Source organism: Marinomonas sp. KMM3893, from assembly GCF_004352855.1.
In the GTDB taxonomy this organism is placed as follows: domain Bacteria; phylum Pseudomonadota; class Gammaproteobacteria; order Pseudomonadales; family Marinomonadaceae; genus Marinomonas; species Marinomonas arenicola.
This window is the reverse complement of sequence record NZ_SJSC01000001.1, coordinates 477,420-501,081: the sequence shown is the minus strand read 5'-3', so window position 1 is coordinate 501,081 and position 23,662 is coordinate 477,420. Positions and strand designations below refer to the sequence as shown.

Here is a 23,662-nt window from a genome sequence, read left to right as displayed (position 1 = left end):
ATGGTTGTGATCATTGGGATTGGCACAGATTTAGTGGATATTTCGCGTGTATCGGACTCGATTACAAGGCTGGGTGAGCGTTTTATTGAACGCATTTTGACCGCGGATGAAAAAGCGCAATGGGCTTTGATATCGAATCAGCCAAAGCGCGATGCTTTTGTTGCGAAGCGTTTTGCGGCAAAAGAAGCGGCGGTTAAAGCCTTGGGGACTGGCATAGGTCGAGGCGTGAGTTTTCAGCATTTCCAAGTGAATAACCTTCCATCAGGCCAACCCGTTCTGGTGGTTGATAGCAGTATAGAAGCCCGTTTTGAGTCGCCGGTTACCTGGCATTTGAGTTTAACCGACGAAAAGGCTTACGCTCAGGCGTTTGTTATTCTTGAGGCCAAGGGATAAGGTGGCGAATGGCTAGTAGCATATCAATGCTGTCTAAAAAGTCGTTTAACACACCTTCTACGTCTTCCATGCCCAGTTCTTTTAAGTGGGTTTCTAAAAAGCCCGCATGACGGGTTAACTCAATGGTTCCTGTGTATTTTGATGCGCCATGTATACGATGCACAACGTGAATCAGTTTTTCTGTGTCCTGAAGTTCAAAATGATGTCTTAGCAGTTTTTTCTCGTCGGCGAGCGAGTCGGCGAGCATCTCAAACATTTCTTTTGCTATGTCGCTTTTCTGACTGACGATGGACAATGCTTTATTGATATCAAAGGCTTGTGTCACCTGGGTGTTGATGTGTTCTTGGGCGCTTTCTTTTCTTAAACACCATTTCTCAATAGTATTTAACAGAATGAGCTCATCGATGGGTTTGGTCAGATAGGCGTTCATGCCAGAGGCTAGTATGTTGTCTTGCTCAGAACCAAGTGCATGGGCCGTTAGGGCAACAATTGGTGTCTCTTTGTACGCGTCTAATGCGCGCAAGTGCTGGGTGGTTTCTAAGCCATCCATCTCGGGCATCTGAATGTCCATTAGAATCAAATCAAATTGCTGCTCTTTTGCCATGCTAATGGCTTTGCGACCGCTATTGGCTAAAAATACGTTTAGTCCATGAGGGGTTAGCCAGTGTGTTAGCAGTTGTAAGTTTACTTGGGTGTCATCCACAGCAAGTATTTTAAGCCCCGTTAAATGGGTAACCGGCAAGGGCTGCTTTTCAATGGTTGGGCTGTCGCTAGTAAGGTCTGCAGCGGCTATCGCGTTGGGCGGCTGAATGTTTTTTAACGCATTAAATAAATGTTTGTGACTGATGGGCTTAAGCAATACATCGCTGCACATTGTTTTCAGTTTCGGGTAGTGATTTATCTGGCCTGGCGGCTGAATCATCAAGATGCAAGGAATGTTAAATTGCTTAATGGCATACGAAGCGAGTTCTTTGGCGTCATTGGTGCTTTGTTTGTTCGGGATGATGTTTAAGAGAATCGCATCCACTTTGTTATGGTGTTGATTGAGCTTAGAAATGATTTGCTCGACACCTGAACAGGCGATGCTTTCAACGCCTATTTCTGAAAAATAGTTGCTAAGGTAGTGTCGATAGGTGTTGCTAGGCTCTAGGAAAATAATGAATTTTTCCAGCTTTTCTTGCTTCGGCTGAGGCTTGTTTGATGGTTTGAGTTTGAGCGTAAAGTGAAACGTAGAGCCTATTTTAGGAACGCTGCTTATGTTGATGACGCCGCCCATTTGCTCGACCAGTTTTTTGGTAATGACCAAGCCTAACCCGGTGCCACCAAATTTGCGTGTGGTGCTGGTATCTACTTGGGAGAAGGGTTTAAAAAGCTGGTTTATTTTGTCTTCTGGAATGCCAATGCCGGTGTCGATGACCTGAAAGGACAGGGTTAACTGGTCTTTGCTTTTGCTCGACAGTATGACTTTGGTTTTTATGGAACCTTTGTTCGTGAATTTCAGTGCGTTGCTGATTAAGTTGGTAAACACCTGGCGTATACGAATACTGTCGCCAATCATGGTTTGTGGTACGTCGGGAGAGAAATCAGTGACTAGGTCAATTTGCTTGTCATTGGTGAGCAAATTGGCACTCAGTATTTGGTAAACGTCATCGACCAGCTCTCTGATGTTGATGAGACTGTGATCTAAGCTTAGTTTGCCTGCCTCAATTTTTGAGAAATCTAAAATGTCGCCAATGATGGCCAATAGACTATTGGTGGATTGTTCAATGGTATCGACATAAAGCTTGTTTTGGTTGTCCTTGATGTTCTTCTGAAGGATTTTGGTGTAGCCCAAAATGGCGTTGAGCGGGGTTCTTACCTCGTGGCTAATATTGGCAAGGAATTGAGATTTGAGTCGATTCGATTCCATCGCTTCTTTGTTGGCAATGTACAACTGAGCGCTTTTTTCTTCCATGCTGTCCATGTTTCTACGCATGTCTTCAGTCGATTGTTCTATCCCTGCCGTGAGCTCTTTTTTGTGATTTTCAAGTCGCTCAGCAAGTTCTAGCAAGTCTTTTTGAATCTCAGAGTATTGGCTTGGCAGCTTGATGGATTTTGCGGCGGCGTATTGACTCTTCGTCAGTTTGCGCAGCGATAAGGACACTTTTTCGATGGGGTGTGTCAGTGAGCCAGCAACACGGGAGGTGATGAAGGCATTGAGAACATTAAAAAGAGAAAATAAGAAAAGCAGCAAAAAGAAGAGTTGGTATTTTGCGATGTCCAGTTGCGATATGTTGGTTTCTACCTTGATCCAGCCGATGATGTTGCGTTGTATTTTAGGATTATAAGAATCAAGCGGTGAGCTCAGGCTGCTATCGATAGGCAGTGGGTTATGATAAATCGCCTGTGTACTGACTAGAAAGGTTCCGGATCTTTGGGTTTGCGCAAGCGTCGATAATGGCGGTGTTGGTATGTGGGCGGCCGGACCGATCTCAGAGATCACTTCTTTTTTATGGTTGAACACAGTGATGTTGTTGATGTTGCCATAGCTCAATGCGTGTTCTAGAAGTTGAGAAATTAACTGTTTGTTTGATGTGGTTATCGCGTACTCGCTGGTAATAGCGAGTTGATTGGTGATGTTTTGGACTTTGTTTTCAACCTGCGTATTTAGGTCGTGCATTCTATAGACGAAGACAAGCACACAGAAAAAAAGCGAGATGATGAGCGTTGGCGCAAACAGCATCCAAAAAAGCTTGCGTCTCGGCGACAGATTGATCGAGAAGGGGAGTGCCCTCATGTTAAAACGCACAGTTTTTTTTCGTTAGTAGCACACCAGGTTGCCTTTGTTTTTACGGCGGCTGCATTCACGCTCGTAGTTTTCGCATGCCAATACTTTGGTGCGTGATGGGTTTTTAATTTGTTTGCATTCACGCCATTTACTTCTTAATTCGTTATCTGGAATGTCCGCCGCAGGTCCAGCAAACATGTCGCACCCCGCGAGCAGTAATAGAGAAATTAATGTGGTGATACAGAGGCAAGTGCGCATGTTTTGGGCTCCAAATGTGAATTCTTGGCTAAGTTTATAACGCTTTCTTATTTTACTCTTGAGTAATAGTGTTTTTAAATGCACCTAAATGTTAAGTTTCATTCCCCACGTTATTAATGTCAATGAAGTTTTTATGAGCCAGTACCCAACGATAGAATCCATTATAGGACAAACCCCATTAGTGCGCTTACAACGCATCAACCCTAATTCTAGCAATACAATTTTGCTGAAACTAGAAGGACAAAATCCAGCAGGCTCGGTAAAAGATCGACCTGCGTTAAACATGATAGTGCAAGCTGAACGACGCGGTGATGTCAAACCAGGAGATAGCCTAATTGAGGCGACAAGTGGTAATACTGGGATTGCGTTGGCAATGACGGCGGCCATCAAAGGCTACAAAATGCACCTTATTATGCCAGATAATATGAGCCAGGAGCGTAAGTCGGCGATGACGGCTTATGGGGCTGAGCTGCATTTGGTGACTAAGGAAGAAGGCATAGAGCGCGCTCGTGATTTGGCCTTGGAAATGCAAGATCAAGGTGTGGGTAAGGTGCTAAACCAATTTGGTAATCAGGATAACCCTAATGCGCATTATGTGAGTACAGGGCCTGAAATTTGGCAGCAAACTGAAGGTACGGTAACGCACTTTGTGAGCTCAATGGGAACGACCGGCACCATTATGGGGGTGTCTCATTATTTAAAAGAGCAAAACCCAAACATAGAGATTGTTGGCTTGCAGCCGCAAGAGGGCTCGAGTATTCCTGGTATTCGACGTTGGCCGAAAGAGTATTTACCGGCTATTTTCGATGAGACTCGTGTCGATACTGTGATGGATGTGGGCCAAAGTGATGCAGAAACAACGATGCGTCGTCTCGCAACAGAAGAAGGTATTTTCTGTGGTGTGTCTTCTGGAGGCTCTGTTTTTGCTGCGCTTGAATTATCGAAAACGGTTAATAATGCTGTGATCGTGGCGATTGTTTGTGATCGAGGCGACCGTTACTTATCAACCGGTGTGTTTAATCCCGCGTAAGTTTATTGTCTTTGTTGTGGGGTGATAAATAGTAGGGATCGATAAACAGATGCGTTAGAATAGCATTATTTATTGATCCCAGCTTAATTAGAGAGTCTCCATTGAGAAGAAGAACAGCACCACGTCGCTCCCCTAAAGTGCAGCCCCTAGGTCCAGTTCAAACGTATCAGGTGGACAGCTTAACCCATGAAGCAAAAGGGGTGGCGCGCTTCTCTGGTAAAGTTACTTTTATTGACGGCGCTCTGCCTGGTGAAACGGTAGAGGCGCAAGTTGTTAAGGCTGGCCGTCGTTTTGACGAAGCCAATTTAACCCGTATTCTTCAATCCAGTCCTCATCGTATTTCCCCAGCATGTGTTCACTTTGCTAAGTGCGGCGGTTGTAGTTTTCAGCACCTGGCCGCAGAGCAGCAGTTAGAAACGAAAAAACAATGGCTCAAAGGGCAGCTACGAAATGTGGTCGATAACGCTGAGCTTGAGTTGTTAAGTGATGCTCCTTTTGCTTATCGTCGTCGCGCAAGAATCTCCATCCAGTCTCAAAAAGAAGGCTTTCAAATGGGGTTTAGAGGGAAAGCCTCTAAAAACATCATCCAAATTGATCAATGTTTAGTGCTTACTCAGCCACTTCAACTCGTCTATGCCGCGCTTAAAAAATCGTTAGAAAATAATGCTCTAACCAGTAAGATTGGGCATATTGAGTTGCTGGAAGATACGCAAGGCTCCTCTGTGTTGTTTCGCTTGACGGCGCCAATAGCAGAGTCTCTACAAGCAGAATGGCAGGCGTGGGCTAAGGATCATGATGTTGTGCTGTATTGGCAGCAACCAACTGAAAGCAAAGCGTCTGTAGCGCCAACCTCGTTAAGACGTTATGAGCTGGACGGTTTGACGTTCCAGTATCATCCACAAGACTTTATTCAGGTGAACCAAACCTTAAACCAACAGATGGTCGCGCAAGCGATGGATTGGTTAGCGCCTAATGACGAGGATGTTATTTTAGATTTGTTTTGTGGCGTCGGAAACTTTTCGTTGCCTTTGGCAAAGCGAGCAAAACAGGTCTTAGGGATTGAAGTGCAAGAGAGTATGGTGGAGGCTGGCCGGAAAAATGCTCAGCTAAATCAACTGGACAAGGTGGCATTCTTAGCGGCAGACTTAACTCAACCGGTTTCGGCTGGGTTGTCGAAAATGGGCGTAACGAAAGTGCTGCTTGATCCTCCTCGGACAGGCGCTTTAGAGTTTCTTGATAGCATTATAAAAATCAAACCAGAGCAAATATTGTATGTTTCTTGCAACGCTTCTACTTTGGCACGGGATGCTGAGTATTTAGTCGCAAAAGGATATCAGGTCTCACGGGTCAGTTTGATGGATATGTTTCCTCAAACTTCCCATGTAGAGGCAATGATGTTGCTGCAAAAAAGAAGTAAATTGAAGGGCAAGTAAATGGTAACAGTCAGAAAAGACCACCCGATTTCAGGGGATGGTACGGTTGATATAGACCGTTGGATGGAGCAATTTGCTGATAAAGTAGACGAAGGCGCAAGAGTGCCTTTGCGAATGGCTTGTGAGCTTGCACGTCAGGCAGAACTCCAATCACCTCGACATTCTTATTGGGGCCCGCAAGCGAGTACATTCCGCGCAGGCCTTGAAATGGTTGAAATTCTATCCGGTTTTCGAGCCGATCAGGATTCGTTATTAGCCGCCGCTTTATACCGTGCGGTACGCGAAGATCAATTGCCACTTTCTCGTGTGGTCGATATGTTCGGCCGTAAAGTAGCCTCGCTTATTGAAGGGGTTATTCGCATGGGGGAGGTTTCCAAGAACCTTACCGCAGACACCGCGGCCGAAGTCTTGGGCAGCAGTGAAAATCAATTAGAGTCACTGCGTAAAATGCTGGTGTCCATCATCGATGATGTGCGTGTGGTGTTGATTAAGCTTGCCGAACGAGCTTGTGCCATCAAAGAAGCCAAGCACCAAGATGAAGCAAGACGTGTGGCTGTTGCGCTAGAAGTGCAGAGTGTTTATGCCCCGCTTGCCCATCGCCTTGGTATCGGTCATATCAAATGGGAGCTGGAAGATCTTTCTTTTCGCTACCTTTATCCTTCTGATTACAAACGCATTGCCACCTGGTTGGACGAAAAGCGTTTAGATCGTCAGCAGTATATTGAAGACGTTATTAATATACTCAGAGAACGCCTTGTTAACATCAATATTCATGCGGATCTGATGGGGCGAGCTAAGCATATTTACAGTATTTGGCGCAAAATGAAGCGCAAAAACATTGGCTTTGATGAAGTCTATGACGTACGCGCTGTGCGTATTTTGGTTGATGAAACCATGGAATGTTACGGCGTGTTAGGCGTGGTCCATAATTTATGGCGACCCATTCCTCAAGAGTTCGATGATTACATTAGTAATCCAAAAACCAATGGCTATCAGTCTTTGCATACCGCGGTGATTGGTCCTCAAGGTCGGGCGCTTGAAATACAAATCCGTACTCATAAGATGCATGAAGATGCGGAGTTGGGTGTGTGTGCCCATTGGAAATACAAGGGGACAGACCTGAGTTCGAACAGCACCAGCTATGAAGAAAAGCTGCAATGGCTACGAACTATTTTGGATTTCCATGAAGTACAGGGCGATTTAGAGTCTCTGTCTGAGCAGGTGCGTAGCGACATTGAGCAAGACCGCATCTATGTCTTCACGCCAGATGGGCATGTTGTGGATCTGCCTGTGAACGCCACGCCGATAGATTTTGCTTACCGTGTGCACACAGAAATTGGTCACCGCTGTCGTGGTGCCAAGGTGAACGGCAGAATTATTTCTTTGGTAACGCATTTAAAAACCGGTGACAAGGTGGAGATTCTTACCTCGAAAGAGGGAACGCCAAGCCGTGACTGGTTGCATCCTACTTTTGGTTATGTGCAAACCAACCGTGCGCGCGCCAAAATTCAAAACTGGTTTAGAAAAGAAGACAGAGAGAAAAACTTAGACGCGGGTAAGAGTTTGCTGGATAAGCAGCTTAAGCGTTTAGGTGTGGAAGACAGTAAGGTTGACTTGCTGAAGCTCGCGGAAAAATTCAATTTCTCAAGCGCCGAAGACATTTATGTGGCACTCGGTGCTGGGGATATTCAACTCTCTCGAGTGCTTCATGCGATTGATGATTTGTACGGTTTGGATGGTCAAACTCCAACGGTACGACCGATCAGGCTAAAAAAGAGTCGTCATAAGTCTTCTGATAATGATGTGCACATATTGGGAGTCGGTAAGTTATTGACCCAAATGGCGAAATGTTGCTCGCCTATACCTGGCGACAGTATTGTTGGCTACATCACTCAGGGTCGAGGTGTCTCGATTCATAAGGAAGACTGCATCAATGTCGTGCAAATGAGTCTGGATGAACCTGAGCGTATGGTGGAAGTGAACTGGGGGGAAGAGGTCGATAACCTTTACCCTGTTAATATCCAAGTCGAGGCATATGATCGCACTGGATTACTCAATGACATCACCAGTTTGTTGGCGAATGAAAAAGTGAATTTGCTATCCATGAATACCTTGTCAGCGCAAGACAGTCATACCGCTACGATTCGCTTTACGATCGAAGTTGGGGAGCTGGGCGTGCTGAGTAAGTTGTTGCATCGCATTGATCAATTGCCAAATGTATTGAATGTATTTAGAGAAAAAGACTTTTGAGCCCGCCTATCAATGAGTTGTTAACTTTGATGGCCTGTCTTAGGGACAAGCAAAATGGTTGTCCTTGGGATCAACAGCAAAGCTTCAAATCGATTGCACCATACACCTTAGAAGAAACCTATGAGGTGTTGGATGCCATCGAGCGTGAAGATCATGAGCACTTAAAAGAAGAGCTTGGGGATCTGCTGTTTCAGGTTGTATTTTATGCGCAAATAGGAAAAGAAGAGGGGCGTTTTGATTTTGACGATATTGCGTCAGGTATCGTTGAGAAAATGTTACGTCGGCATCCTCATGTTTTTCCTAGTGGCAAGTTAGACAGCTTTGGTAGCGGGACAAGTGTTGATCAAGAGAGTCTGTCTGAACAATGGCAAACGATTAAAGCACAAGAAAAAAGCGCGCTGAAAAAACACAGCCTATTAGATGATGTGCCGGTTTCGATGCCGGCTCTTATGCAGGCGGCTAAGTTGCAGAAAAAAGCCTCAAAGGTGGGCTTTGATTGGGATGACACTGCGCCCGTATTCAATAAGATTCGTGAAGAGCTGGACGAGCTAGAAGCCGCGATGAAGGGCATGGAACAAGATCATATTGAAGCGGAAATGGGAGACATATTGTTTGCCATGAGCAATTTGGCGCGACATGTTAAGGTGTCTCCAGACGTGGCGCTGAATCGAACGAATGTGAAATTTCGTCGTCGCTTTAGCAGAATAGAAAGTTTGCTTTCAGAGCAAAACAAAGAGATAACTCATTGTTCCTTAGAAGAATTAGATCAATATTGGGAGCAAGCAAAACGAGAAGGTTTATAATAAACGCGGTTAACAAATTATAATAATTAGAGACGTTTTTTAGCGGAAGGAGGGTGAAGTGAGTGATAATCAGGCATCGTTGCGAGAAAATGTCCGACTACTAGGAGATTGCCTTGGGGAAACCATGAGCAACCACCTTGGGAGCACGTTTTTAGACACGGTTGAAAACATTCGATTGTTGTCAAAAGAAGGGCGTCAGACTGGAGACCCAGCGGCGTTAATCGAAGCGCTTGAAGCATTGGATGACAAAGATATTGTTCCCGTTGCTCGTGCTTTTAATCAATTTTTAAACTTGTCGAATATTGCAGAGCAATACCATCGAGTTCACCGTCGTCGCACGAATGAAAGCTTGGGGGTATATCACAATCCTGTTGGTGATCTTCTTTCTCGCCTTGCGGCCAAAAATGTGTCAGCTGATCAAATGCTGGCGTCGCTGCAAGAGCAATCCATTGAGTTGGTATTAACCGCCCACCCAACGGAAGTAGTACGTCGTTCATTGATTCGAAAATACGACAATATTTCTACCGAATTAGAAGCGCTTGATAAAGACAATATTCTTCCGTTAGAAGAAACCAAACACATTCGTCGCCTGAAAGAGATTATCACTCAGGCGTGGCATACAGACGAAATTCGTGAAGACAGACCGACACCGGTAGATGAAGCCAAGTGGGGCTTTGCGGTGATAGAGCAGTCTTTATGGCAGGCGATACCTCGTTTTTTTAGACAATTAGACGCTCAGTTAAGTGAGCACTCTAGTGGCAAGCAACTGCCTCTTGATCTGGCGCCGATTCGTTTTGCGACCTGGATGGGTGGGGATCGAGATGGTAACCCTAATGTGACGCATAAGGTCACTGAAGAAGTGACCTTATTGGCTCGCTGGATGGCAGCGGACCTTTATATTAAAGACTTAAATGTGTTGCGTTCAGAGTTTTCGATGACGCAATGCAATGCGGAATTACGCGCGCGAGTAGGTGATAGTGCGCAGCCTTATCGTGATATTTTGCGCCATCTAGAAAGTAAAATAGTCGCGACCAAAAATTGGGCCAAAGCACGCCTAGATGGTAAACCTGCATCAGATGACGGCATTATGCTCAACAGTAAAGAGCTCTATGATGACTTGGTGTTGTGCTATCAGTCATTGATAGATTGTGGCATGAAGGTGATTGCTAATGGCTCTTTGCTTGATTTGATTCGCTGTGCAGCCACTTTTGGTATGACTCTAGTGCGTTTGGATGTGCGCCAAGACGCTTCTCGTCATATAGAGGCGTTGTCGGCGATTACTCGTTTTTACGGTCTAGGGGATTATGCGGAATGGGATGAAGCGTCTCGACAGGCTTTCTTATTGACCGAATTAAACTCTAAGCGCCCTTTGTTGCCTTCAGATTGGACACCGACCGCGGATGTTAAAGAAGTACTTGATACTTTTTCGATGATAGCGAAAGGTGAAGCGAACTCGTTTGGCTCTTATGTTATCTCTATGGCGAGTGCGCCATCGGATGTGCTGGCTGTTGCCTTGTTGCTGAAAGAATCTGGTGTGACATTTGCGATGCGCATCGTGCCTTTGTTTGAAACATTGGCAGATCTTGATAACGCCGAACCTATTATTGAACAGCTGTTTTCTCTGCCTTGGTACAAGGCCTATATCGACGGTCGCCAAGAGGTGATGATCGGGTATTCCGACTCCGCCAAAGACGCCGGACAAATTGCGGCGACATGGGGGCAATACCGAGCGCAAGAAGCGCTGACCCGCTTGTGTAAAAAGCACGGCGTTCATTTGACCTTATTCCATGGTCGCGGTGGCACCGTAGGTCGTGGTGGCGGTCCTGCTCATGTGGCTATCTTGTCGCAGCCTCCAGGGTCAGTAAATGGTTCGATTCGAGTGACAGAGCAAGGGGAGATGATACGTTTCAAATTCGGCATTCCTGACATTGCGGTGCGTTCCCTTGAATTGTATTGCTCAGCGGTCATGGAAGCGACGCTGATGCCAACCACTGAGCCAAAAGAAGAGTGGCGTGCCATTATGGACGAAATGGCAGAAGTGGGGATGAATCAATATCGCTCTATAGTGCTCGGTCATGAAGATTTTGTGCCTTACTTTAGAGCGACAACACCAGAGCAAGAGCTGGCTAAATTGCCATTAGGGTCAAGACCTGCTCGTAGACGCTCTGATGGCGGTGTAGAAAGTCTAAGGGCCATTCCTTGGATCTTTGCTTGGATGCAAATTCGTTTGATGTTGCCAGCTTGGTTGGGAGCAGAAAGTGCATTGGAGCAAGCGATTGAGTCAGGCAATCTTGATAAGCTGCGAGAGATGCATAAAAAATGGCCTTTCTTCGGGGCTTATCTGGATATGTTGGACATGGTGCTGGCGAAAGCAGAGCCTGAAATTTCTGAATATTATGAAAAGCGTTTGGTCAGTGAAGAGCTGCAAGGTTTAGGTCGATTGCTGCGTAATAAATTGGCGCAAGTGAGTCGTTTGGTGAAAGAACTTAAGCAGCAAGATCGCTTAATTGAAGACAATAAAACGATTCGACAATCGATTGATGTGCGTAACCCATACATAGATCCACTGCATTATTTGCAGGCTGAATTATTGCACCGCAGCCGTAAAAGTGCTGAAAATCCAGAGGTGAATAAAGCCCTGATGATTACGATGGCGGGGATCGCGAGTGGCATGCAAAACACGGGTTAAATCAAAAAACGGTTAAATAATGAACGAAAAAGGCGCGGAAATAGCGAAAATAAGACAGTAAATTTGCATCTTAAAGGCTTGCTTGGGTATGCTTGGCAGCCATTCAATTTTTATTTTGCAAGTTGTCTGCCTTTACGCTGTGTTTTCGCGCCTTTTCTGCGTGTGTTTTTAGCGTGGCAGACAAATTTGTGTTTCAGTTTATAGACTGACTTTTGGAGACTTTTTTATGCGAGTAATATTATTAGGTGCGCCAGGCGCTGGTAAGGGTACTCAGGCTCAATTCATTACGGAAGAATTCGGTATTCCACAGATTTCTACAGGCGACATGCTACGTGCGGCTGTGAAAGCGGGTAGTGAGCTGGGTTTGAAAGCAAAAGCTGTAATGGATGCCGGACAATTAGTTTCTGACGATATTATTATTGGTTTAGTAAAAGAGCGTCTGACTCAAGAAGATTGTGCAAAAGGTGCTTTGTTTGATGGTTTCCCTCGTACGCTTCCACAAGCCGATGCGTTAAAAGACGCAGGCGTGGAGATCGACTATGTGGTCGAGATCGATGTTGCAGACGAAGAGATTGTTAAACGCATGAGCGGTCGCCGTGTACATGAAGCGTCAGGCCGTACTTATCATCTTGTTTATAATCCACCAAAAGTGGAAGGCAAAGATGATGTGACAGGCGAAGACCTAGTACAACGTGTGGACGATGTAGAAGAAACTGTACGTAAGCGTCTTGGTGTTTATCACGATCAGACTGCGCCGTTAATTGGCTACTACCAAGAATGGCTGAAAAACGACAGCGCCACCGCGCCTAAATTCGTTAAAGTGAACGGTGTGGGTGATTTGAACGAGATCAAACAAAGCTTATTGGCTTCATTGAAGGCTTAGTTTTTAATGACTGCGATTTTAGCTTTAGATACATCAACGCCAGCTTGTTCGGTTGCGTTGAATATTGATGGTGTGGTGCTGGAAGATTTTCGTATGGCACCGCGTCAGCATAATGATTTGATTCTGCCGATGGTGGAGCAAATACTGCAACAATCCGGATTGGTCTTGTCTGATCTGGATGCGATCGCTTTTGGTCGTGGCCCAGGCTCTTTTACTGGGCTTAGAATCAGCGCGGGTGTCGTTCAGGGGTTGGCGTATGGCGCAGACCTACCGGTTATTCCTGTGTCCACCTTGGCAGCGCAAGCGCTAGAAGGTTTTCAAAAAACGGGGAAACATCATTGGTTGTCAGCCTTAGACGCCCGAATGGGTGAAATCTATGTGGCTGGTTATCATGTGAATAAAGTCGAAGGGCATCATCTTGTTGAATGTCTTTTCGATGAGCGTGTCGCAAAACCGGATACACTGATGAAGTTTGATGAGTGTTATCAAGGCGTTGGTTCTGGCTGGCTTTATGACGAGATGCTATCCGCTTTGTTGCCTCAAAAGCCTGAGCATATCTTGCTTGATGTTGCGCCGCGGGCTGCTTGCATTGCGCAATTGGCTCAGGAATTGTTTTCTCAAGGAAAGACTGTGTCCGCGTACGATGCGATGCCGACTTACTTAAGAGATGAAATCACCTGGGAAAAACAGGCGCCTAAAGTCGGCAAAAGATAACGATAATAGGCCATAAGAGAGTCGCTTTAATGTTCAGTTAGCGTCTCTTTTTCGCCTTTTATTGCTCGCCTTTCACCGCTTCCTCTTGTATTGTTTTTCTGTTTACTTTGTTTAACTCGCCTCATTTATACCCTTACTGGAACGAACGCCCTTGTTAAGCTCTCTTGCTGTTGCCTCTGATAACCCTCTTCATGATCTCGAAGCCAAAGCCTTGGCGGATGCTTTATCCCTGCCTTACTTTCCATTGCAAGTGGCGCTTAAGTTTGTGGTGGAGTTTGATTATTTACTGCTTAAAAGCGAACAAGGCTTGGCGCTTGCTAAAACGGGTAAAGGGGCGCCAAAACCTGTGTTTGTTGATTTTACCGCTGGCGCGGTGGATCACCGTAGGCGCTTTGGTGGTGGCAAAGGGCAAGACATTGCCAAGGCAGTAGGCTTAAACAAACGCGCTCATTTGTCTGTGTTGGACGCCACCGCAGGGCTGGGTCGAGATGCCTTTGTGCTGGCGAGTCTGGGTTGTCACGTGTCTTTGTGTGAGCGTGTAGGCTTTGTCAGAGCCTTGTTGGAAAATGGCTTGTCGCGTGCTTTGTTGCACCCTGAGGTCACGACTATTGCATCACGCATGCCTTTGCTGGCTGGAGAGATTGGCGAGCTGCTTGATCAGCGCTTTGATGTGGTTTTTCTCGATCCTATGTATCCCCATACGGAAAAGTCTTCTGCAGCGGCAAAAAAAGAAATGGCGTTTTTTCGGGATTTAGTCGGTAAAGATGAAGATGCGGATCTTTTATTGCCAAAGGCGCTAGAAATAGCAAACTACCGAGTCGTCGTAAAACGCCCCAAAGGTGCGCCTTATTTAAATAACGTGGAACCAAGCTATCAGTTGGGTGGTAAAGCGGGCCGTTTTGATATTTATGTCCTTAAATCATTAGACATAAATGAGCAGTAAGCTTATTAATAGTGGGGTGGTGTTTCGCCTTCGACAATATTCTGTTGTTGGCGGTTAGCTTCTAATTGTTTTGCCAGCATGACCAGTTTTTCTTGCATCAGCAGTAAATCTCTTTGTTGCACAATTAGGGACTGATTAAGGCTGTCTATCATGTCTTCTTGGAATTGAAGTTTGTATTCGAGTTCGTCGATACGACGCTCTGTGTCTAAGGTATTCATTGGTGGCATCAGTATGTTAACCTTAATATGCTAAGCTCTTAATTTCGGAGCCTTTCTATGTGTTGCATGCATCTTCTTTGCACATTAGAATAGAAAATGGCGCGGAGTTTGCTTTTAAAGAAGTGGGTTATTTTACTATGATCTTCTTTCGCTTCACACGCTAATTTCGTAAGAGAGTAGTAAAAACTTTTAACTTTTCACGTTTGTATTAGTTTAACGAGAGAATTTTTACCTAGGTAATTCATCCTTTCGAATCATAAAATATTTTAATTTAACAAGAGACACAGTTATGAATGATCATCAGGATAATGTTACGAGTCACAAAGGATCTTCTGTTGGTTCCGCCTTATTTTCAGTGCGTGCGTTTGTTGCCAGTCTAGTTATTGCTTTAGTTGTTCCTTTGTTAATTGCCGCAGTATTAGGCGATCAAATTGGAACAAACTATTTGGTTTATTTTGCGTTTATTTTAGTGTCTGTTTATGTCGGTGCTATGGTGGGTCAAGAAAGTGGCTCAAGTGCGAACTCCCAATCTGAAGAAGATGAGGATGACGATCGTGAGCAAGGCACGGTAAAATGGTTTAACTCTTCAAAAGGTTTTGGTTTCTTAACAATGGAAAATGGTGACGACGTATTTGTTCATTACCGTGCGATTCGTGGTCGTGGTCGTCGTTTTCTTGTTGAAGGCCAGCTTGTTCGCTTCTATGTAACAGAAGGCGAAAAGGGTAAGCAGGCTGAGAACGTTTCTATTGTTCGTGGCTAGTACATTCTTATAGATAGTTAAGGAAAAGATCATGTCATCAGTAACACTTAAAGGTAATCAAATCGAAACAGTTGGTTCGCTTCCAGCTGTTGGTGCACAAGCGCCAGCGTTCGAGTTGGTAAAAACGGATTTGTCTGTCGTGTCATTAAGCGATTACCAAGGCGCTAAATTAGTTTTAAATATTTTTCCTTCTATTGATACGCCTACATGCGCAACCTCAGTTCGTAAATTCAATGAGTCTGCGGCTTCTTTAAAAGGGGTTAACGTACTGTGTGTTTCTGCGGATCTACCCTTTGCTGCTGCGCGTTTTTGTGGTGCTGAAGGTATCGATCATGTTGATACTGGTTCAAGTTTCCGTACTTCTTTTGGCGACGATTACGGCTTAACGTTCACCACAGGGCCTCTTGTTGGTTTGTTGTCTCGTGCCGTGGTTGTACTGGATGAAAACGGTAAAGTTCTGTACACAGAGCAAGTGGCTGAAATTGCGGATGAGCCAAACTACGATGCAGCCTTGGCTGTTCTAGGTTAATTTAGCTTTGTGTTAGGCCTGCGTTAAGCTGGGCTAAACGGACAAGCAAAAAAGCCAGTTAAGCGATGCTTAACTGGCTTTTTATTGTCTTGAAGAAATGAAAAAACGCTTAGTCTTTTTGAACTGGAATGGTGTTGGTGGTGCGTTCCACTGTGTTGTCTTTGTTTAAGTAGACCAGTTTTGGCTTGAACTCATCGGCTTCGTTTTCGTCAAATTGTCCATAAGTCGCAATGATAACGCGATCCCCAACTTGAACTTTTCTCGCGGCTGCGCCGTTCATTGAAATGGTTCCAGATCCCGCTTCTGCAAGGATAACGTAGGTGTGAAAACGCTCACCATTATCAACGTTATAAATGTCTATTTTTTCAAATTCGCGAAAGCCAGCTAACTCTACAAGGTCTTTATCAATGGCGCATGAACCGTCATACCAAAGCTCAGCTTGGGATACGCTTGCCATGTGAAGTTTGCCTTTTAGCAGTGTAATTTGCATGAATCTATTCTCTTAATCTTATCTAGGAGTTGTGAGTGGGACGGTGTTAGTTCCAAACAAAAGGACCTTCACCGTGGCTGTTAATCTTCCACCATTGGTCTGGGTCTTGATCACCTTCTTCTTCCCAGCCTTGGTAGTTGCAGCGTACTTCGCACTGTAAGCTGCTGTAGGCGTCTTTAGCGCAGAGAATGTCGTTTTCCCAAGGGGTGTGGCTAGAGTCAAACCAGATGGAGGTAAAACGTTTTCCTGAAGCTTGCTCTAAAATGGTAACGGGAATGGTGTTGCCATCCAACTCAAGAATCACTTTGGTGCACAGTGATGATGGGTGAGTCTGTTCGAGCAGGGTGAATTTCTGGCTAAGCCAAGTGACGATATTATCAGTTGGGCACGACAATACATATATTTCGATGTCAGGTTGCATCGTTTAGTCCTTTTTATTGATCATGTTATACAGCCTTAATACGCTCATCGACAGATAGCCGACAGCGGTCCAGAGGACGCCGGCGCCGGCGATGATGAGTCCGATTAAGGCGATAAGTTCTTGGCTGATGGAATCGTTCAGAACTTGGTTGGATACCATTATCATGAGAACGCCAAACGCAAACAAAAGGCCGCCTTGGATCATTTTTATCAGTGCCAGTCTTGGGTTGTTACCCAATCTCATGGCTAGTTTGTGTAAGCGGCCTTGGATTTTCATGCGTTTTGAGTGTTGGTGAATAAGTTGATTAATATGCCTTCATAGATGCGGCTAAGCTGGTTAAGACTTTCGGCATCCACGCATTCATTCAGTTGGTGAATGGTTGCGTTTATAGGGCCAAGCTCGACGACTTGAGTGCCCATTTTAGCAATAAATCGGCCGTCGGATGTGCCGCCAGAAGTGGATAATTCAGGGGTGATGCCAACCGTATCTTGTACCGCTGTGGTGATGGCATCAACCAACTCACCTGGGCGCGTTAGGAATGGTAAGCCGTTGTAGGTCCATTCTACGTCGTAACGTAATTCGTGTTTGTCGAGTATTTCGATGACGCGGGCTTTCAGTGTGTCGAAATCAAGCTCCGAAGAGAAACGAAAGTTGAATTGGGTGTTGAGCTTGCCTGGGACAACGTTGGTCGCGCCCGTGCCAGCTTGAATGTTGGACACTTGAAAGCTGGTTGGTGGAAAAAAGTCATTGCCGTTATCCCAATGTGTGTTTGCCAATTCTGTCAATGCAGGGGCGGCCAAGTGTATTGGGTTTTCGGCTAAATGTGGGTAAGCAACATGGCCTTGTTTTCCGTGTACGGTAAGGTTGCCGCTAAAAGATCCGCGACGACCATTTTTAATAATATCGCCCAGGGTGTTGGTGCTGGAAGGCTCGCCGACAATACACCAGTCAACGGTTTCGTTTCTTTCCATTAGGGTGTCGACGACGCGAGTGGTGCCATCAACAAAAGGGCCTTCTTCGTCGCTGGTGATCAAGAAGGAAATTTGCCCGCTGTGATCAGGGTGCGCTGTCACGAAGTTTTCTACAGCGGTGATCATAGAGGCAAGGCTGCCTTTCATGTCGGCAGCGCCACGGCCATAAAGCATACCGTCTATTATTTCTGGCGCAAAAGGAGGAACTTTCCATTCTTCTTCAGGGCCAGTTGGTACAACATCTGTGTGCCCGGCAAAACAAAGATTAGGGCCTGAGGTGCCGCGTTTGGCGTAGAAGTTTTTTACGTCGCCAAACGGCATCGACTCAATGTGAAAACCAAGACGTTCTAGGCGTTGAATCATTACTTCTTGGCATCCGGCGTCTTCTGGAGTGACAGAAGGGCGAGAGATAAGATCCATTGCCAGTTTAAGAGTGGGGGACAAGTTAGTCATTCTTTACCTTTGTGTTGGTTTTCACGGCTTTATAAATTATCCTGTCTAGATTCAGGATGTTTGATAAAGGTGTGTTATGAAGTTAAGTATCGTTGTTGTTTTGGGATTAATGCTGAGTGCCTGTAGTCTATTAGAGCCACCGGTTGCTCAGGAGAGCTATTTTGTGCCTATCATACAATCCGATGCAACAAATTCAGGCTATAAGCCCAGTGTGACACCGGTTGTTAAAAAGCAAACAAAAGAAGTGCCACGAGTATACCCTTCGCCAGTTAACTGAGAAATTGGCGCTCATAGTCTTCTGCGTTAAAGCCTAGAATAATAGCATCATCTTTGATGATTAGAGGGCGTTTAATAATAGAAGGTTGTGCCATCATAACGGCAAGCGCGTTGCTGTTGTTCATGGTGTCTTTGGTGTTGTCGTCCAATTTTCGCCATGTGGTGCCGCGTTTGTTAATGAGCGTCTGCCAGTCTTGCTGGGCCAGCCATTGGGTGGCTAACTCGGCGTCTACGCCGACTTTTTTGTAGTCGAAAAATTGATACTCGACATTGTGCTCGTCTAGCCAGCGAAATGCCTTTTTCATGGTGTCGCAGTTTTTAATGCCATAAATGCTAATCATGTATTTCTCCAATAAAGCCATACTGCAAATGTCTGCAGTATGGCTTCTTTGTTTGACTAGTTGTGAGCGTGTAGCGCTTCGTTCAATGCAATGGCCGTTTTATTGGTTTTGCATTCAATGGCGCCTGTTTCAGAGTTACGGCGGAACAGAAGGTCTGATTGGCCAGACAATTCACGGGCTTTTACGGTTGAAACAACTTGGTTGTTTTCATCGAGTACAGCCACTTTAGAGCCTGCTGTGATGTACAGGCCAGACTCTACTGTGCAGCGATCACCAAGGCCGATACCGATACCAGCATTGGCGCCGATTAGACATTTCTCACCAACACCAATGACGATGTTGCCACCACCAGAAAGTGTGCCCATTGTAGAACAGCCACCACCAAGATCAGAACCATTGCCAACCACAACGCCTGCTGAGATGCGGCCTTCAACCATGCTTGAGCCTAAAGTGCCAGCATTGAAGTTGACAAAGCCTTCGTGCATAACAGTCGTGCCTTCGCCTAGGTGTGCGCCTAGACGGATGCGAGCGCCATCGCCAACACGGATGCCTGTAGGAACAACAAAGTTCAGCATTTTAGGGAACTTGTCCACGCTGAATACTTCGATGGTGCGACCTTGCATGCGGGCGCTTAGCTGACGGTCCGCCAGTTCGCGTACATCGATAGGGCCTTCGCTTGTCCATGCCGTATTGATTAGCAGGCCGAACATGCCATCTAACACAACGGAATGAGGCTGTGCTAGGCGGTGGGAGATCAGTTGCAGCTTAAGGTAAGCTTCGGCTGGGTTAGTTGGGGCTTCATTGGTAGCAAGAACACACAGCACAACAGGTTGTGTTGACGCCTTTAGGCGAGAGGCCAATTCGGCTTGTTCTATGTTGCCAGCCTTCAGTAGGCTCATGTGAAGACGGTTAAGGTCGCCTTCTTCTAATACTAGCGTGCTGTTGCCGCCTTCGTAGTTGGTGCTTTCTAGTAGCGCATCAAGTGTGCTTTGTTCAACATTGATGCTTGGCGCAGAGTAGAAAACTTCTAGCCAGTTGCCTTCGTTGTTTTGGGTGCCGATGCCAAGGCCGAATGCGAAAATTTGATCACTCATTATGTTCTCCAGTGAGTTTTTAAGGGGGTTACTTGTTCGTTAATTTGTTGGTTGTTAAAAAGTCGCGGATGCGTTTAGCGGCTTCAACACACTGTGATTCTTCTGCAACGAGTGCCATACGTACGTGTTTGCTGCCAGGATTTTTGCCATCGACTTCGCGGCCAAGGTAGCTGCCTGGTAGGACCAGTACGGAGGCTTGCTCGTACAGAGCAATACAAAAAGCTTCATCATCCATGTCCAATTCTGGCCATAGATAGAAGCCAGCTTCAGGTTTGCTGACCTTCATTACTCGGCTTAATATATCGAGCACACTGTTGAATTTTCGAGTGTAGATCTCGCGATTTTGAGCGACATGTTGTTCATCGTTCCAAGCGGTAATAGACGCTTCTTGGTGATGAATAGGCATCGCACAGCCTTGGTAAGTTCTGTACAGCAAAAAAGGCTTAAGTAGGTTGGCGTCGCCAGCGACAAAGCCTGAGCGCAGGCCGGGTAAATTAGAGCGCTTCGATAAGGATTGAAAAATCAGGCAATGTTCGTAGGAGGTGTTGCCCAGTTGTTGGCAGGCTTCTAGTAATCCTAATGGTGCTTTATCGTCAAAATAGATTTCTGAGTAGCATTCATCTGCCACTATCGTGAAATTAAACGCTTTGGCTTTTGCGATAAGGTAGGCGTAATCCTCTAAGGTGGTGATGCTGCCACTTGGGTTATTAGGGGAGCAAACAAAGAGCAGTTCGCAGCGTGCCCAGATCTCATCACTGACACTTTGGTAGTCGATTTTATAGGCAGTGTCAGGTCCACAAGGTAAGAAATGCAATTCTGCACCAGCCAGTATGCCGGCCCCTTCGTAGATTTGATAAAACGGATTGGGGCTTACTACGAGCGGATTGCTTTTTTCGCCGACCAATGTCTGTGTGATAGCAAACAGGGCTTCACGAGTGCCTGTAACCGGTAGAATTTGGCTTTCTGGATCAAGCGAGTCCAGATGAAAGCGCGTTTTTGTCCATTTTGAAATGGCGCTGCGTAACGCCAGCTCCCCTTTGGTGCTTGGGTATTTATTCACACCATTAAGCGAGTTGGCCAATGTGTCCAGTACGATCTGTGGAGAGTCGTGTTGCGGCTCCCCAATCGTAAGGCGGATCAGAGGTTTGTCTGGATTAGGTGTGTGTCCTTCTAATAACTCGGAGAGCTTTTGGAAAGGATACGGGTGCAAGGAATCTATAAAGGGGTTCATAGGGTGGTTAATCCATGGCTTGTGAAAAGCGGTCAATTTTTTCTTTTAAAAGATCGCAAATAGAGCGCATTCGATCTATGTCGGTAATGAGCTCACCATCTTCTTCTGTAATGTAAAAGGTGTCTTCTACGCGCTCACCTAACGTGGCGACTTTGGCTTTGTGTAGCATGATTTTATTGTTCACGAAGAACTGCCCGATCAGTGCTAAGAGTCCTGGGCGATCTGGTGCCGTTACCTCAAGAGCAGACCAAACTTCTTCAGGTTGGCTGACAAAATGCGCGGTAGCGGGTGAGTTAAATATTTTTAGAATACGTGGCGTGTAGCGTTGCACTAGGCTCTCGTATAAAGACGGGTTGTTGAGTTGCTCCGTCAAGGTCTCACGTATCACTGAAATTCTTTCTTGGTCGAGGTGCAGGCTGGTTTCGTTTTCATTGACGTCCATGACAACGAAGGTGTCGAGTGTGTAGTTGTCTGTGGTGTTGCTGATTTTGGCGTCGAGAATGGTTAAGCCTAGCTGTTCGAAGATGGCCGCTGTCACAGCAAATAAGTGACGACTGTTCGGGGTGTAAATGAATACCTTGCTAGCACCAGAGAAATTGCGTCCTCCAAGTGGGCTGATCGCCACAAGAGGCTTGATGCTTGGGCGATGGCGTAGAATGGCTTCGGTGTTCCACGCAATTTCATCGCCATTGGAGCGAATAAAGTACTCTTCTTCGATCTTAGACCAGACTTCTTCCGCATCGGTAAAATCGACATTGCGCTCGATGAGGACTTCAAGAGCGCGCTGTTTGTGCTCATCGCTCTGCATGTCGGCGTCGATCGGGTAGTCTAGTCCGCGGCGTAATGCGCGTTTTGTTTCTAGGTAAAGCTGTCTCATGAGCGAGGCGCGCCAGCTGTTCCACATGGTGGGGTTGGTGGCATTGATGTCGGCGACGGTCAGGATAAACAGGTAATCTAGATGCTCCTGATCTTTGACGTAGCTGGCAAATTCCCAAATCACTTCTGGGTCTGAAATGTCTTTTCGCTGTGCCGTAACAGACATGAAAAGGTGGTTTCTGACTAGCCAGACAATCAGTGCGGTGTCTCTCTTCGAAAGCCCGTGGCGTTCGCAAAATGCCTGAGCGTCGACGCAGCCAAGCTCGGAGTGATCGCCGCCACGACCTTTTGCTATGTCATGATAAAGGCCGGCGATATAGAGTAATTCCACCTTGGGTAGGTGGCGAATGGCTTGTGCTGAAATAGGGAATTTCTGTTTGAATTCTGGCAACCAGAGGCGGCGAAGGTTTTCGACTAAATGCAGTGTGTGGGCATCTACTGTGTAGATGTGAAAGAGATCGTGTTGCATCTGGCCAATGATGGCGCCGAATTCAGGTAAATATCGCCCTAATAAACCTATGTGTTTCATCGATCGCAGTATGCTGGTGAGGCGATATCGACTGGCGATGATGTCTAAAAATAAGTCGGTGTTTTTGCTGTCGTTACGAAAGGCGTCGTCTACCAAATCTAGGCTGTCGCGCAGTTGGCGCATGGTGTTGGCGCGGATGCCTTTGATGTTTTCATTGTTGCCGCGCAGGACGTAAAGCTCCAGCATGGCAGAGGGGTTGTCTTGAAACAAGGTAGGGGATCTTGCTTCTAGCTGGCCATTACAGGATTGGAAGCGCTCGTTCAGTATTTCGATTGAGTCGTTAGCGTCGGCCAGTAAAAACGATTCCTCAAAGTGTTGCAGAAGAAGGTCGTTCAATTGCTGAATGGCGGCCACGCTTTGGTAATAGCCTTGCATAAAGCGTTCGACGTTTCGCTTTAAATCATCGTCGTCAAAGCCAAATACCTTGGTCAAGGTGCGCTGGTGATCGAAAAGCAGTCGATCCTCTTTGCGCCCTGAAATCATGTGCAAGGCCCAGCGAATGCGCCAAAGGTTTCCCACTGCGCCTTTTAGTTGGATGTATTCGTCTTCGGATAAAAAGGATTTGTCGATTAAGGCGCTTAGTCTGTGGGTGTGCAGGTGGCGCTTTGCGACCCAGTCAATCACCTGCATGTCGCGCAATCCGCCAGGGCATTCTTTTAGATTGGGTTCTAAGTTGTAGGCGGTGTTCTGGTATTTTGCGTGACGGCGTTTTTGCTCTTCCAATTTGGCTTTGTAAAAGGTGTGGCCATCCCACATGTGAGTGGTGTCGGTATTCAGCTTTAGGTTGGCGAGCAGGTCTTCAGAGCCATACAGGGTTCTGGATTCGATTAGGTTGGTGATGACGGTAATGTCTTGTGCGGCCATCTCTATGCATTCGCTGATGGTGCGAACGCTGTGTCCCACGTCGATATTGATATCCCACAAAAGAGTGATAAAGGCTTCGATTTTATCTTTCTGTGGGGTGGCGTCGTCTTTGACCAGAATAAGTAGGTCTATGTCGGATTTTGGGTGCAACTCGCTGCGCCCAAAACCACCAACGGCCACTAAGCTTACGGACTCTTCTTGGTCTAAGCCCTTGGCAATCCAAGCAGATTGTAAGGCTTCGTCATAGACTGAAGACAACCCTTTAACGAGTTTCTCTATCGGGTACAGAGAGTGAAAAAGGTTGTCATAGGCTGCCGTTTTCTCTTCCAAAATGGCTTTGTAGCGCTGTATTGAACAAGATGGCTGTGCCAACTCGTGTTTTTCATCTTGTGTTAATAACGGCGGAGCATCTGGAAAAGCAGGAAAATCCATACAAAAGCCTCGAA

Annotated in this window: 23 protein-coding genes; 13 read left to right on the top strand and 10 right to left on the bottom strand. The window is 46.1% G+C overall.

Annotated elements, in window-relative coordinates; all coding sequences use genetic code 11:
• The first annotated feature begins 6 nt into the window (after positions 1-6).
• On the top strand, positions 7-393 hold the full coding sequence (gene acpS, locus E0D71_RS02285; protein ID WP_133001671.1) for a holo-ACP synthase: 387 nt from the start codon (positions 7-9) through the stop codon (positions 391-393).
• On the opposite strand, the gene E0D71_RS02280 is transcribed toward acpS, so the two are convergent.
• On the bottom strand, positions 371-3,052 hold the full coding sequence (locus E0D71_RS02280; protein WP_243711901.1) for an ATP-binding protein: 2,682 nt from the start codon (positions 3,050-3,052) through the stop codon (positions 371-373). The genes acpS and E0D71_RS02280 overlap by 23 nt on opposite strands.
• A gap of 141 nt (positions 3,053-3,193) precedes the next feature.
• Entirely contained in the window at positions 3,194-3,418 is a 225-nt protein-coding gene (locus E0D71_RS02275) for a hypothetical protein (protein WP_133001669.1), read from the bottom strand.
• A gap of 133 nt (positions 3,419-3,551) precedes the next feature.
• On the opposite strand from E0D71_RS02275, the gene cysM reads away from it, so the two are divergent.
• From cysM to E0D71_RS02235, 8 genes are all read left to right on the top strand, one after another.
• Entirely contained in the window at positions 3,552-4,448 is an 897-nt protein-coding gene (cysM, locus tag E0D71_RS02270) for a cysteine synthase CysM (RefSeq protein ID WP_133001668.1), read from the top strand.
• Between the two features lie 101 nt (positions 4,449-4,549).
• Positions 4,550-5,881, top strand: a complete 1,332-nt coding sequence (gene rlmD / locus E0D71_RS02265) for a 23S rRNA (uracil(1939)-C(5))-methyltransferase RlmD (protein ID WP_133001667.1) — start codon at positions 4,550-4,552, stop codon at positions 5,879-5,881.
• On the top strand, positions 5,882-8,131 hold the full coding sequence (gene relA, locus E0D71_RS02260; protein WP_133001666.1) for a GTP diphosphokinase: 2,250 nt from the start codon (positions 5,882-5,884) through the stop codon (positions 8,129-8,131).
• Positions 8,128-8,934 (top strand): nucleoside triphosphate pyrophosphohydrolase, encoded by an 807-nt coding sequence (gene mazG / locus E0D71_RS02255; protein WP_133001665.1) that lies wholly within the window; start codon positions 8,128-8,130, stop codon positions 8,932-8,934. The genes relA and mazG overlap by 4 nt, the downstream gene beginning before the upstream one ends.
• Before the next feature lie 58 nt (positions 8,935-8,992).
• Positions 8,993-11,623: a phosphoenolpyruvate carboxylase gene (ppc, locus tag E0D71_RS02250; protein ID WP_133001664.1), complete on the top strand. Its 2,631-nt coding sequence runs from the start codon at positions 8,993-8,995 to the stop codon at positions 11,621-11,623.
• A gap of 226 nt (positions 11,624-11,849) precedes the next feature.
• Positions 11,850-12,506 carry an adenylate kinase gene (gene adk / locus E0D71_RS02245; RefSeq protein ID WP_133001663.1) on the top strand — a complete coding sequence of 219 codons (657 nt, stop codon included), beginning with the start codon at positions 11,850-11,852 and terminating at the stop codon, positions 12,504-12,506.
• Between the two features lie 6 nt (positions 12,507-12,512).
• Positions 12,513-13,220 carry a tRNA (adenosine(37)-N6)-threonylcarbamoyltransferase complex dimerization subunit type 1 TsaB gene (gene tsaB, locus E0D71_RS02240; RefSeq protein WP_133001662.1) on the top strand — a complete coding sequence of 236 codons (708 nt, stop codon included), beginning with the start codon at positions 12,513-12,515 and terminating at the stop codon, positions 13,218-13,220.
• A 151-nt stretch (positions 13,221-13,371) separates the two neighbouring features.
• The gene (locus E0D71_RS02235; protein WP_133001661.1) at positions 13,372-14,163 is read left to right on the top strand and encodes a class I SAM-dependent methyltransferase; all 792 of its coding nucleotides are present in this window, start codon (positions 13,372-13,374) and stop codon (positions 14,161-14,163) included.
• 5 nt (positions 14,164-14,168) lie between these two features.
• Here E0D71_RS02235 and E0D71_RS02230 read toward each other — a convergent pair whose 3' ends face one another.
• Positions 14,169-14,390 carry a SlyX family protein gene (locus E0D71_RS02230; protein WP_243711900.1) on the bottom strand — a complete coding sequence of 74 codons (222 nt, stop codon included), beginning with the start codon at positions 14,388-14,390 and terminating at the stop codon, positions 14,169-14,171.
• Between the two features lie 280 nt (positions 14,391-14,670).
• On the opposite strand from E0D71_RS02230, the gene E0D71_RS17540 reads away from it, so the two are divergent.
• Together E0D71_RS17540 and tpx are read left to right on the top strand one after the other, a co-directional pair.
• On the top strand, positions 14,671-15,141 hold the full coding sequence (locus E0D71_RS17540) for a cold shock domain-containing protein (protein WP_279433428.1): 471 nt from the start codon (positions 14,671-14,673) through the stop codon (positions 15,139-15,141).
• Positions 15,142-15,172: 31 nt separating this feature from the next.
• On the top strand, positions 15,173-15,670 hold the full coding sequence (gene tpx / locus E0D71_RS02220; protein WP_133001660.1) for a thiol peroxidase: 498 nt from the start codon (positions 15,173-15,175) through the stop codon (positions 15,668-15,670).
• A gap of 109 nt (positions 15,671-15,779) precedes the next feature.
• Here tpx and panD read toward each other — a convergent pair whose 3' ends face one another.
• Positions 15,780-16,160 carry an aspartate 1-decarboxylase gene (gene panD / locus E0D71_RS02215; RefSeq protein WP_133001659.1) on the bottom strand — a complete coding sequence of 127 codons (381 nt, stop codon included), beginning with the start codon at positions 16,158-16,160 and terminating at the stop codon, positions 15,780-15,782.
• Positions 16,161-16,206: 46 nt separating this feature from the next.
• Positions 16,207-16,581: a hypothetical protein gene (locus E0D71_RS02210; protein WP_133001658.1), complete on the bottom strand. Its 375-nt coding sequence runs from the start codon at positions 16,579-16,581 to the stop codon at positions 16,207-16,209.
• Positions 16,582-16,701: 120 nt separating this feature from the next.
• On the opposite strand from E0D71_RS02210, the gene E0D71_RS17535 reads away from it, so the two are divergent.
• Complete coding sequence (locus E0D71_RS17535; RefSeq protein ID WP_279433427.1) at positions 16,702-16,830, top strand: hypothetical protein; 129 nt, start codon at positions 16,702-16,704, stop codon at positions 16,828-16,830.
• 23 nt (positions 16,831-16,853) lie between these two features.
• Here E0D71_RS17535 and dapE read toward each other — a convergent pair whose 3' ends face one another.
• On the bottom strand, positions 16,854-18,005 hold the full coding sequence (dapE, locus tag E0D71_RS02200) for a succinyl-diaminopimelate desuccinylase (RefSeq protein ID WP_133001657.1): 1,152 nt from the start codon (positions 18,003-18,005) through the stop codon (positions 16,854-16,856).
• A gap of 76 nt (positions 18,006-18,081) precedes the next feature.
• Here dapE and E0D71_RS02195 point away from each other — a divergent pair, with 76 nt between their 5' ends.
• Positions 18,082-18,282, top strand: a complete 201-nt coding sequence (locus E0D71_RS02195; RefSeq protein ID WP_133001656.1) for a hypothetical protein — start codon at positions 18,082-18,084, stop codon at positions 18,280-18,282.
• Here the strand turns inward: E0D71_RS02195 and E0D71_RS02190 are convergent.
• Genes E0D71_RS02190 through glnD form a run of 4 tightly spaced genes read right to left on the bottom strand, consistent with a single transcriptional unit; the run spans position 18,275 to position 23,648 of the window.
• Positions 18,275-18,622 carry an ArsC family reductase gene (locus E0D71_RS02190; protein WP_133001655.1) on the bottom strand — a complete coding sequence of 116 codons (348 nt, stop codon included), beginning with the start codon at positions 18,620-18,622 and terminating at the stop codon, positions 18,275-18,277. The two genes, E0D71_RS02195 and E0D71_RS02190, sit on opposite strands and share 8 nt — an antisense overlap.
• 56 nt (positions 18,623-18,678) lie before the next feature.
• Entirely contained in the window at positions 18,679-19,716 is a 1,038-nt protein-coding gene (dapD, locus tag E0D71_RS02185; RefSeq protein ID WP_133001654.1) for a 2,3,4,5-tetrahydropyridine-2,6-dicarboxylate N-succinyltransferase, read from the bottom strand.
• A gap of 28 nt (positions 19,717-19,744) precedes the next feature.
• A complete protein-coding gene (dapC, locus tag E0D71_RS02180) occupies positions 19,745-20,947 on the bottom strand; it encodes a succinyldiaminopimelate transaminase (protein ID WP_133001653.1) in 1,203 nt (400 codons plus the stop codon).
• Positions 20,948-20,954: 7 nt separating this feature from the next.
• Positions 20,955-23,648 carry a [protein-PII] uridylyltransferase gene (gene glnD / locus E0D71_RS02175; RefSeq protein ID WP_133001652.1) on the bottom strand — a complete coding sequence of 898 codons (2,694 nt, stop codon included), beginning with the start codon at positions 23,646-23,648 and terminating at the stop codon, positions 20,955-20,957.
• Positions 23,649-23,662 lie beyond the last annotated feature (14 nt).